The 10,732-nt window shown below is 61.9% G+C and carries 13 protein-coding genes; 4 read left to right on the top strand and 9 right to left on the bottom strand.

Going from position 1 to position 10,732, the window contains the following annotated elements:
* The coding region (locus EN935_RS09780; RefSeq protein WP_245488906.1) for a glycosyltransferase at positions 1–972 on the top strand (972 nt) is incomplete at its 5' end.
* A 105-nt stretch (positions 973–1,077) separates the two neighbouring features.
* Here the strand turns inward: EN935_RS09780 and EN935_RS42745 are convergent.
* The 3 genes from EN935_RS42745 to EN935_RS41940 all read right to left on the bottom strand — a co-directional run bounded on the left by EN935_RS42745 (position 1,078) and on the right by EN935_RS41940 (position 3,089).
* On the bottom strand, positions 1,078–1,461 hold the full coding sequence (locus EN935_RS42745; protein WP_281040324.1) for a CatB-related O-acetyltransferase: 384 nt from the start codon (positions 1,459–1,461) through the stop codon (positions 1,078–1,080).
* 319 nt (positions 1,462–1,780) lie between these two features.
* A complete protein-coding gene (locus EN935_RS09770; RefSeq protein WP_245488904.1) occupies positions 1,781–2,584 on the bottom strand; it encodes a glycosyltransferase family 25 protein in 804 nt (267 codons plus the stop codon).
* Positions 2,585–2,876: 292 nt separating this feature from the next.
* Complete coding sequence (locus tag EN935_RS41940) at positions 2,877–3,089, bottom strand: hypothetical protein (RefSeq protein WP_245468944.1); 213 nt, start codon at positions 3,087–3,089, stop codon at positions 2,877–2,879.
* Positions 3,090–3,237: 148 nt separating this feature from the next.
* Here EN935_RS41940 and EN935_RS09760 point away from each other — a divergent pair, with 148 nt between their 5' ends.
* Both EN935_RS09760 and EN935_RS09755 read left to right on the top strand, forming a co-directional pair.
* Entirely contained in the window at positions 3,238–4,464 is a 1,227-nt protein-coding gene (locus tag EN935_RS09760) for an anion transporter (protein WP_127264922.1), read from the top strand.
* A 16-nt stretch (positions 4,465–4,480) separates the two neighbouring features.
* Complete coding sequence (locus EN935_RS09755) at positions 4,481–5,350, top strand: tetratricopeptide repeat protein (protein WP_127264923.1); 870 nt, start codon at positions 4,481–4,483, stop codon at positions 5,348–5,350.
* Here EN935_RS09755 and EN935_RS09750 read toward each other — a convergent pair.
* Together EN935_RS09750 and EN935_RS09745 are read right to left on the bottom strand one after the other, a co-directional pair.
* Entirely contained in the window at positions 5,288–6,004 is a 717-nt protein-coding gene (locus tag EN935_RS09750) for a hypothetical protein (protein WP_126068641.1), read from the bottom strand. The genes EN935_RS09755 and EN935_RS09750 overlap by 63 nt on opposite strands.
* 58 nt (positions 6,005–6,062) lie before the next feature.
* The gene (locus tag EN935_RS09745; protein ID WP_109662983.1) at positions 6,063–6,647 is read right to left on the bottom strand and encodes a TetR/AcrR family transcriptional regulator; all 585 of its coding nucleotides are present in this window, start codon (positions 6,645–6,647) and stop codon (positions 6,063–6,065) included.
* Between the two features lie 84 nt (positions 6,648–6,731).
* Here EN935_RS09745 and EN935_RS09740 point away from each other — a divergent pair, with 84 nt between their 5' ends.
* Positions 6,732–7,628, top strand: a complete 897-nt coding sequence (locus EN935_RS09740; RefSeq protein ID WP_127264924.1) for a crotonase/enoyl-CoA hydratase family protein — start codon at positions 6,732–6,734, stop codon at positions 7,626–7,628.
* Here the strand turns inward: EN935_RS09740 and EN935_RS09735 are convergent.
* The 4 genes from EN935_RS09735 to EN935_RS09720 form a co-directional block, all read right to left on the bottom strand.
* On the bottom strand, positions 7,574–7,882 hold the full coding sequence (locus EN935_RS09735) for a cupredoxin family copper-binding protein (protein WP_126068643.1): 309 nt from the start codon (positions 7,880–7,882) through the stop codon (positions 7,574–7,576). The genes EN935_RS09740 and EN935_RS09735 overlap by 55 nt on opposite strands.
* Positions 7,883–7,893: 11 nt before the next feature.
* Positions 7,894–8,418: a DUF4142 domain-containing protein gene (locus tag EN935_RS09730; RefSeq protein ID WP_109662990.1), complete on the bottom strand. Its 525-nt coding sequence runs from the start codon at positions 8,416–8,418 to the stop codon at positions 7,894–7,896.
* A 71-nt stretch (positions 8,419–8,489) separates the two neighbouring features.
* Complete coding sequence (locus EN935_RS09725; protein ID WP_127264925.1) at positions 8,490–9,209, bottom strand: RNA polymerase sigma factor; 720 nt, start codon at positions 9,207–9,209, stop codon at positions 8,490–8,492.
* A 105-nt stretch (positions 9,210–9,314) separates the two neighbouring features.
* Positions 9,315–10,403: an HPP family protein gene (locus tag EN935_RS09720; protein WP_109662994.1), complete on the bottom strand. Its 1,089-nt coding sequence runs from the start codon at positions 10,401–10,403 to the stop codon at positions 9,315–9,317.
* Positions 10,404–10,732: the final 329 nt, after the last annotated feature.

Raw genomic sequence — 10,732 nt, 5'->3', positions numbered from 1 at the left:
GCAATTATGATCCATTTGTTCAACGGCTTTCAGAATCCCTTCGGTGGCAGCGACCTTGAAACTCTCGAACTGCACCGGCTGTTAAGTGCCGATTCCGAGGTGCGTCTTTGGGCAACCTCCTCCAGGGTGTCCGGCGAATTGATGCGGCATTTCCCGATACGCCGCATCTCACTGCCAAAGTGGGATGTGCCGGATGGCGGTACCTACGTCTTTCTCGGCGCGCATTGGCGCAACAAAATGTGGCCTTACCTGATCCCGCGGCCGCGCCGGCTGATCTACGTCTTCAACACCTTTCATCCGAAAGTCATTGCGCTGACGACGCGCATGCCACGCATGCTGGGCTGGCCCGCTGCCGAACTGGTGCTGATTTCCGATTTTCAAAGGCGCTTGCTGGGGGTCGACGGCGTCGTGCATCCGTCGCCGATCGACATTGAACGTTTCTCGCAACGACTGGCCCGACCGGACGGTCCGTTCACGGTGGGGCGGCTGAGTCGCGATGCGCCGGACAAGCATCACGCCGACGATGTGCCGCTCTACGAGGCATTGCTGGCGGATGGCGTTGCGGTGCGGATTCAGGGCGGGATGCCGCTCAAGGACAGGTTGGCGCCGCATCCGCGACTGGAACTCCTGCCGCAGGGCCAATTTGTGCCTGAAAAGTTCCTGCAGGGGCTCGACGCGTTCTACTATCGCACCAGCTCGAATGTGGTGGAGACGTTCGGCCGGGTGGTGTTCGAGGCGATGGCATGCGGCTTGCCCGTCGTCTGCCATTCGCAGGGCGGCTACGCCGACCATATCAGGCATGGCGAAAACGGTTTCCTGTTCGAAACGACGCATCAGGCGGAGCGGATCCTGGCCGATCTCAAAGTCGATCCGGTGCTGAGGGCGGCAGTCGGCCTCAAGGCCCGGCAGACGGTAGAGCAGCTGTTTTCGCCGCAGGCACTGCGGCAGCGGCTGGATTTTTATCTGAAATAGCTGCATCTCACCCTCGATCGTTTCCGAATACCGGGAACCGCGCCGGTGTCGATTGTGGGAGCGTACTTCCGACAGACGTTCGGCTCAGGCGGAGCGACGATGTCATCACTTGGAAATGTTGGCGTCAAAGCTGGCGGCGAAATCCTCGCCGCTCATTGTCAAAAGCTTGATCTGGTCGCGAATTCTTTCATCGCTCCAAGTCCACCACTCGGAGGCTTGAATGCGATCAACGACATCGGGAGAGAAACGATACCTGATGATTCTGGCGGGGCTTCCGGCGACGATAGCGTAGGGCGGTACATCCTTGGTCACGACGCTTCCGGCTCCGATAACGGCACCGTTTCCGATGGTCACACCGGACATGATTATTGCTCGCGCCCCTATCCATACGTCATGGCCGACCACAATCGGCCCCCTGGTGCCGAGGCCGTCAATGCCTTCGATCTTGGCGATGGCCAAGGCGATCTGACGCGTCGACACCAGATCCATCCGATGGGTCGCCCTGCAAAGGAACAGAACACCTTGAGCGACGGAACAGAAGGAGCCAACCGTCAGCGGGTTGTCCTCCGCACGGTATCCATCAATAGAGTTCTCATTTATTCCATACGAATGGCGCCCAATCGAAATTCCGGGCCAAGGCCATATCGGCTTTCGCAGCCCCAGTTTCACACGCAGTCCTCGAAAAAGTCCCACAGTCTTTTCCATATGGATTTGGTGCAACGAGTCTTTCGCACGCTCAACAAGCACTCACCTAACTCGAATCCCCCCACGGTGGGAGAAATGCCGCTGGGCCAGAAGGCGATTTCATCTACCTCGTGACAGTCCTCGGTGGGCAGGGATGGACATCAGAGCCGGGTATCGACTGGATAAAGGCGATAGTCTTCTCACGCCTAAGGCGGCAGATATCGAAAATCTGCCGAGCTATGCGCCTCGTTTCGACCACGAGTTTTCCGGCCGGGCTCCTCTTTGGAGCGTAGTTCGAAGCAGATTTCACCAGCCGCTCCTCACTAAGGAGGCTGGTCAACCCGGAGGCCTTCTCGCGTACAAGATCATTTTGCACACACAGCGCGGGCAAGAGTTGGTACACGGTTTTGCTTGACGACGTCGGAAGCGACGGATCGAAGATAACGTGATCAGCGGGCGCATCGAGATTTCGGGTGATCAGATCGCGCGCCGCTCGCTTCGAAACGATGTAACCGGCCGATCCGATGTGGAATCCATATAGCCTAGCCAGCGAAAACCCACGGCTGACGGAAGTGCGCTTCATCGCGATGACGGTCTTCCTTAGGTACGTCTCCAGCTTGACGACATCGGCATCGGCCGGAACCCATCCATCATCGGAAAGCATTGGGCCAGCCGCTTCACACAGCAGGACGTCATCTTCGAAGATCGCGCCAAAGGCATCATCACCATCCGCGATGATTTTCCAGCAAACCTTGTGGCTCATAAGGCAGGCCACTTCCGTCGCGGTTAAACCCGGTGAAGTTTCGGCAAAATCCCTTCGGTGCAACGCATCAACGGCAGGAACCCGATCGAACGAAACACCAATCTTCGCGAATTCAGCTGTGACATGGGCAAGTCGGTCCGGAGACCGATCGAGGTTGATGACCATGCATTTCATGATGCCTCCCCCCAAAGGCTATGTACCGATTATAGTTACTTCTTTGGAACACTTGCTTCAGGGCTATCTTGGCAGTTCCAACTTCCTCTGTCCATTCGACGAAGAATTTTTTGCTGTAGATAGTGTCCTCAAACTGACCTGTAGCGTTGCCAGATTCCATTGGCAAGTGGAGCCATAGACACCTTTTCCGCAGACGCTTGACGTACTATCGCACCGGCTCGCACGTTGAGACGTTCGGCCGGGTGGTGTTCGAAGCGATGGCCTGTGGTTTGCCTGTGGTCTGTCATTCGCATGCGGCTACGCCGACCATATCAGGCATGGCGAAAACGGTTTTCTGTTCGAGACGACACAACAAGCGGCGCGGATCCTCACCGATCTCAAAGCCGATCCGGGGCTGCTGGCGACGGTGGGCCGCGAGGCGCGGCGGACCGTTGAGCTGCTGTTTTCCTCGCAGGCGTTTCGACAGCGGCTGGATTTCTATCTGCGTTAGCGGCACATCATCCCCTGGACGAGCGAACACTCTCGGTGCAACAAGCCCGGCTGTTTGTTATCGATCCCGACATCGCGCTAAAGCTGGTATGCAAACGAACCATTGGGGCGGACGGGCAACGGCGCGCCACAGACCGAGCAGGACTCTTTTACCGATGACATTGATGGGCGCGGCGGCACTGCTGATCCTGGTCCTGACTTACGCCGGTGTCGCCATTGGCCGCATCCCGGGCCTGCGCCTCGACCGGGCAGGGATCGCACTGCTCGGCGGCGCCGCGATGATCGCCGTCGGCGCGCTCAGCATGGAGGATGCCTACCGGGCGATCAATTTCGACACCATCACGCTTCTGCTCGGCATGATGATCGTGGTGGCGCATCTGAAAGTGTCAGGCGCTTTTCGCGGCCTTGGCGCCGTCGCCATCGAGCACGCGCACGCGCCCTTCATGCTTCTGGTGATGGTGACGCTGCTGACCGGCGTGCTGTCGGCCTTCCTGGTCAACGACGCCATCTGCCTTGTCATGGCGCCGATCGTGGTCCACGTCACCCGTGTCATCAAGCGCAACCCGATCCCCTATCTGATCGCCACCGCCACCGCGTCGAATTGCGGCAGCGTCGCCACCATCACCGGCAATCCGCAAAACATGGTCATCGGCGCGCTGTCGGGCATTTCCTATCCGGCCTTTTCGGCAGCGCTCGCTCCGGTCGCCTTGTTCGGCCTCGTCGCGGTCGTTGTCATCATCCGCGTCGTCTACCGGGCCGAATTTGCCCGCACGGTCCAACTGACGCCCGAGGTCTCGCGTGGCCGCATGCATAAGGGGCAGGTGCTGAAGGCGGTGGTGGTCTGCATCGGACTGGCAATCGCCTTCTTCGCCGGCGTGCCCGTCGCCAAGGCCGCGCTCATCGGCGGTGCCATCCTCTTGCTCACCCGCGCCATCAAGCCGGAACGCATCTACCGCGAGATCGACGGTCCGCTGCTGTTCATGTTCGCCGGTCTGTTCGTGGTCGTCGCCGGCGCTGAAAAGACACTTCTCACGCCCGACATGATCGCCTCGGCAAAGAACCTCGGGCTGGACGATGTCTGGCGGCTGTCCGGCTTCACCGCGGTGCTCTCCAACATCATGAGCAATGTCCCGGCCGTGCTGGCGCTCCGGCCTTTCATACCCGGCCTCGAAAACCCCGAGCGGGCCTGGCTGGTCGTCGCCATGAGTTCGACGCTGGCCGGCAATTTCACGCTGCTGGGTTCGGTCGCCAATCTGATCGTCGCCGAACAGGCACGGGCCGCCGGTACGCCGCTGTCATTCGGCGCTTTCTTCAAGGTCGGCTTGCCGCTGACGCTGATAACGCTGGCGGCCGGCACCGCATGGCTGGCCTTCGGGTTCTAGAGGGAGCGGCAAAGCAATGGTGAACACCAATCAAGGCGAAAGCGCAGATCTGATCCGCCGGGCGGTGGTCGCTTTCAATTCCGGCAATCACGGCCAGGCGACGCATCTATGCGAACTGGGCCTGAAGCAACACCCGGACGATCCGGCACTTTGCCATCTTCTGGCGGCGGTTCTGTTCGCCAGGGCGGACTTGTCGGGGGCTCGCATGCGCATCGAGACGAGTCTGGCAGCTCGTCCGGACAACGTGCCCGCCTTGATTCTCGCGTGCAGGATTGCCCGGGCCGACGGCCGGTTCGAAGCAGCATTGCAACCGCTGGATCGTGCGGCAAAGCTGTCGTCACAGGCGGAAATACTGATCGAGCGGGCACGTACCCTCGATCAGGCAGGCAATGCTTTGGCCGCGCGCGAATGTTGGACACTTGTCTTGCAGCGGGATCCGAAATCCGAGGAAGCTGCGGCGCACCTCGGGCGCCTTGCCTGGCAACGCGGTGCGTCTGTTGAGGCAGAGGGCTTGCTCGAACGCGCCGTCGCCGGCGGCGGGCATCCGGCTGCCTGGTTTGATCTCGGGTTGGTGCGTCAGGACATGCGCAAGTTCGGCGGCGCCGCCCAGGCCTATCGACGCGTACTGGAGATGAGCCCGGATTCCCCGGAGGCTGCCGTCAATCTGGGCGTCGTCTTGCAGGAAACTGGTGATCTCGATGAAGCAATGCTGGCGTATTCAACGGCCTACCGTCTGCGCCCATCCACGTTCGGCGTCATCGCCATGGCACTTACATCGGCACCGAGTGGTCGGCTGTGGCTTGATGAGGAAGCGCTGCGTCGCTCACTCGCTGGTGGAGCGCGCCCGCCGGGCGCGAAACCGTTTGCGGTAGACACCCGGCGTTGACAGGACATCCGCGACCGTCTGCGCATAGGCGGCCTGCCGCGTCTCGTCGAACACCTCATATTCCAGCTGCGGCGCGGCCCGCGGAACCGCAAAGCACTGCGCGACCGGGGTTCCTTTCCCGAGCACGCCGGAGAACCCAGGCTCCGTCCAGATCGCCGGGAAATTGATGCCGCCATCGCTGAACCGGTCGGAATCCACCAGGCCCGTCACCAGCCTGAAGGGAAGATCCTCGCGATTGACCGGATGCATCGCGAACAGCGACCAGCCGTCCTCGACCTCGATGGTCCAGAAGCTGTTGAATTTGAGGGCGGCTTGACCGGGCGTAGCAAACGGGCTGCCGGCGAGCTGCCCCGGCGTGTGGAAGCTCAATGGCGCTCTGGGGTGGTTCTGTGTAACCGGGTCTGGAATCTGCCAGTCCCAGGAAAAGGTGCCTTTGTCGACGACGACGTCGCACGGCAGCAGGACCATGAAACCGTAGGTCATCGCATCGACAACGGGTGGGCACTGCTTGAGCGTGCGAATGTCGCGGCCGTGGATCGCCGAATAGGCGGTGGCGGGCATGGCGCGCAGCCAATCCGGCAGAGCGCCGCGCGCCGGGATCGGGCGGGGCAAATGCTCGACCAACATTGGATCACATCGGAAGATGATACGCATCACCGCCTCCTGGCATTGCGATACCACGCTTGCCGGCTGCGTTCCAAGCCACGGCAAGTCAGTCCTTGTTCTGCGATCGCGCCCGCACAAGCGTCGCCGCGGCGTGCCCTGCTGCCCCGATATAGTCGGGGTTGTGGTGGATCAGCATGCTCGAGAAGGCGCCGTCCATGAGCAGAACGATCTCGCGCGCCAGCATATGCGGCGCGGTGACGCCGCGGGCCGACAGTTCGGCGGCGAGCCATTTTTCGAAATTTGTCTTGTGCCGCGATCCGGCCTTGACTGCCGGGTGTCCAGGCATCGAGGCAAGCTCCGCGGCCGTGCGCAGAAACCCGCATCCTTTCCATTTGGGATGGCGGGCGACACGCGCCAGATTGGTGAAAATCGCTTCGACCTTGCGGTCGGCACCACCTTCAGCGGCATCGAACCAGCCGGCCATCTGCTTCAGATTGGGCTGGTCGCGAGCATCGAGATAGGCAGCGATCAGATCGTCCTTGCTCTTGAAGTGATAGTACAGCGTCCGCTTGGTCAGCCCGGCTTTTTCGGCGATGGCATCGACGCTGACGCGGCCAATCCCTTCGGCATAGAAGAGCTTCGTCGCGGCATCGACGATGCGTTTGCGGGTAGGGCTGGATGCTTCAGGCATAGCCTCAAGTATACCGACTAGTGAATATACAAGCAATCGAAAACCTGATCCCTTCCGGTCAACGCATGCTGGAAAGGAAGCCAAATGACCGATCTTGTCCTCAACGAGACCAGCGATGGGATCGCCATCCTCACCCTCAACCGGCCGGAGAAACTCAACGCACTGAACTATGCCCTGATCGATCGCCTGCTTGCGATCCTCGACGACATTGAAGTCGACGACGGTGTTCGGGCGGTCATTCTTACCGGAGCAGGGGAGCGGGCGTTTTCGGCGGGCGGCGACATCCCCGAATTCGCGGCCAGTGTGGCGCTTGGCGTCGATGTCGCGATACGGGACTTCGTCATGCGCGGGCAGCGGCTGACGGCAAGGCTGGAGGCCTTCCGCAAACCCGTCATCGCCGCCGTCAACGGAATTGCCTTCGGTGGCGGCTGCGAAATCACCGAGGCCGTGCCGCTGGCTATTGCCAGCGAACGCGCTTTGTTCGCCAAGCCGGAAATCAACCTTGCGATGCCGCCGACTTTTGGCGGAACGCAGCGTTTGCCCAGGCTGGCCGGGCGCAAGCGGGCGCTGGAACTGCTGTTGACCGGCGACTGGTTTCCGCCGCAGCGGGCCCTTGAACTCGGCCTCGTCAACCAGGTGGTGCCGCATGGCGATTTGATGCCGGCCGCAATCGGCCTGGCTAGGCGTATCCTGCGGCACTCCGATCTGGCGGTCGCCAGCATCCTCACGGCGGTGACGCGCGGCCTCAACCAGAGCATCGCCGAAGGCCTGCTGGTCGAGGCCGAGCAGTTCGCCCGCATGGCCCCGACCGGCGATCTGCGCGAAGGGCTGGATGCCTGGATCGCACGCCGCGAGCCCCGCTATGACGGGTCGTGGACGCATATCGCGCGCCCTGATGAGGCCAGGCGGGCCTCGTTGGCGCTGGATCAGGGCGCCACCACCAAACGGCCTTTCATGTTGGGGTGGAAGCGGCAGAAATAGTCGACCGGTCCCGCGGTCTTCAATGTCAGGCTTGCGGATTTCTTCGGCGGGATCATCACCTCCCAGCTACCTTTCACGGTGGCCGTGTGGGCGAACACATCCTTGTTCACCCACTCGATCGTGTCGCCGACCTTCGCCTCGACGGTGGCTGGCGAGAACACCAGCCTGTCGATGGTGACCTGGATGGTCTCAGCTCGCGCCGGAACGAGACCGGCGGCCAGCGTCAACGCAATCCACAGATGGCGTTTCTGCATGCTCCCGGTCCTTACTTCAGCATGCCGGCGACATGTTCGGCGTGCTGCTCATGGCCCTGGAAAATCTTCAGGCCGGTTTCCAGCAGGCTCTTCAGCTCGGCATTCTGCGCCGACGGGATCAAAAGGGTTTCGAGCGCGCCGTTGACCTGCTTGTGATAGGCGACCTCGTTGTCGACATAGGCCTTGTCGAAGGCAGCACCGTCGAGCTTGGCGAGCTTGGCCCTCTCCTCGGCGGCCGCCTTGCTCAACGCCTGGCTGGTGGCGTTGTCTTCCGGCGTGACCTTGAGTTTCTTCACCAGGTCGAGCGCCTGCACATTCACGGCTTCATGATCGCGAACCATGTCTTTGGCGAAATCCACGACTTCCTTGGTCTTCGATTTCTCGATCGCCAGCTTGGCCGCTTCAACATCGATGACCCCGGCCGTGTAGGCAATGTGGGCGATCTGCGGATCGGTCGGCTTGTCGGCGGCTTGTGCGAACGGGGCAGTGCCGAGCAGCAGCAGGGCGGCAAGGGCAGCAGTGTGTCGGATAGACATGGCATCTCCTTCGTCCGGACGCTGAAATCGCCCCGGACAGTGTTTCTCGGTTGACGGTCATTGGATGCTGGTCAGCGGCAAACGTTCCCGCCAAAATCAACTGAATCCGGTGAGGGCCAGCTTTCCAGCCCGAGCCGCCGCAAGACGGTTCTGGTCAGCCTTTCGCAACGTCGGCCGGCGAAGGGGAAGGCATCGAGCAGCACCGGCCCGATCTGGTCGTCCAGTGCCTTGCGCACCAAAACGCGGGCACGGTGCAGCCTTGTCTTGACGGTTTGTGGCCGCACGCCGAGAAGATCGGCGGTCTCTTCGATGCTCAGCCCCTCGATCACCCGCGCCACGAACACCGTCCGGTAGACATCGGGAAGGCTGTCGGTGGCCCGTTCGACCAGTTGGAGGATCTGCCGTTGCGCCATCGTCCGCTCCGGATCGTCGCTGGGGTTGAGAGGGAACTGGATGATCTCGGCTTGCGGATTTTCCGGCAGTGCCACCGTTCTGCGCCTTTTGCGCAGGCGGCCGAGCGCCTCGTTGATGACGATGCGCGACAGCCATGTGGCGAGCGAGGAGTCGCCGCGAAACGCATCGAGATGGGCGAAGGCCCTGACATAAGCCTCCTGGACGATGTCCTCGGCCTCGCTGTCATTGCGCACGACGCCGCGCGCGATCCGGTAGAGCCGCTGATTGTGTGTCTTGATGATGGTGCGGAAGGCATCGCCGTCGCGCGCCAGCGCCCGCCGCACGAGATGCATGTCGCCTGACTCAGCAGAAGGCACGGCCGTCAAGACAGCAGGCATGGCCAGTTTCCTCAACCCAATCTCCGAACCGGAACCCCGACTGAGAGATTGGACGCCGTTGCCGGCAAAAGGTTCCCGAAGATTTTTCGCCGGGTCCGGCGGCAGCTACCCTACCGCGCCCGGTGAGGGTCTGTCAGCAGCCTGCAGGCGCGCGGTGGCCGCCAGGAGATCGGTCTGGGTAATCAGCCCGAGAATCCGCTTGTCGTCGTCGACGATGATCACCGCATGGCTGCGGCCGTCGGTGAGCACGGGCAGCAGACCCATGGCGGTGAAACCGGCGGCGGCTGTCGCTGCGGGCGTTATCACGGATCCAACCGTGCCGGAGGCCAGGGTCAGTTCCCGCAATCCCACGGTGCCTGCCAGCCTTGCCTCGGCGTTGACGACCGGCAAGGTGCGGATGTTGTGGTCAAGCAGCAATTGGCGCGCCGCGTCGGCCGAGGTGTGCGCGTCGACCGAGATCACATCACGCGACATGATGTCCTCGCACAGAAGGGTCTTGTGCGAGCGCACCATCGCCTGCAATTCGACTTGCCGCAGCAGTCGGTCGAGATCGTTGCGATCGATATCGAACGTCTCGTCGAGTGCGCCAAGTGCTGCATCGATGTCTTCGGACCGAAAGCCGACGCGCGACTGTGCCGGCGGATCGACGGTGCCGTGGCTGTTCGCCGGTGCTGCGACCGGCACATGCGGATAATTGCGCCGGGCCAGTCTGTGGAAGCCATAGCCGAGCGCCACCAGCAGGATCGAGTTCAGCGCCACCGGCACGAATGGAAACAGGAAGCCGGCGCTGATGACGGCAGGCCCTCCCAGCACCGCGGTCAGGGCGGCCGCCCCGCCCGGCGGGTGCAGGCAGCGCGTGAACGACATGGCGGCGATGGCCAGCGCCACCGCGATGCCGGTGGCAAGGGCGGTTTCGTGGATGAAATGCGCCACGATCACGCCGACCAGTGCCGACATCGTGTTGCCACCGATGATCGACCATGGCTGCGCCAGCGGACTGGCCGGCACCGCGAACAGCAGCACCGCCGATGCTCCCATCGGCGCCACCAGCAGCGGCACGTGCGGGCCGTTGCCGAGCACCAGACCGCCGATCACGCCGGTCAATGCAATGCCGATCGTCGCGCCGATGCAGGCGATGATGCGCTCGCGCAGCGTCGCGCCGGCAAGAATAGGAACAAAAAGGCGGAAAGCCATGACGTCGAAAACTCTGCCGGTATTCCAGGGGGAAATCGAAACCGTGATGATCGCACCGCAATGGCGCGACCTCGTGGAATTTGAAAGCCAAATTGATCCGCCAAGCCACGATTTCTGAGAATAGAATTCCGCTATGTTACGGCTGCATCCATCACGGCGGCATCCGGGGTTGCGTATCGCGGGCGCGTATTTCACCAGTCTTTCGAGGTGCTTGCGATGGTCTGCTGAATCAGTTTGGCGAGTGCCTAATCGTTCAGGCAGCCGCCGCGGCGGTCAGGCCGCGCAGAATGTCGGCTTTCAGGTCGTCGACATCCTCGAGGCCGATCTGC

Origin of the sequence: Mesorhizobium sp. M7D.F.Ca.US.004.03.1.1 (genome assembly GCF_003998635.1) — a bacterium.
Lineage (GTDB): Bacteria > Pseudomonadota > Alphaproteobacteria > Rhizobiales > Rhizobiaceae > Mesorhizobium > Mesorhizobium loti.
The sequence above is the reverse complement of the archived record's forward strand: the minus strand, read 5'-3'. Positions and strand labels throughout refer to the sequence as shown.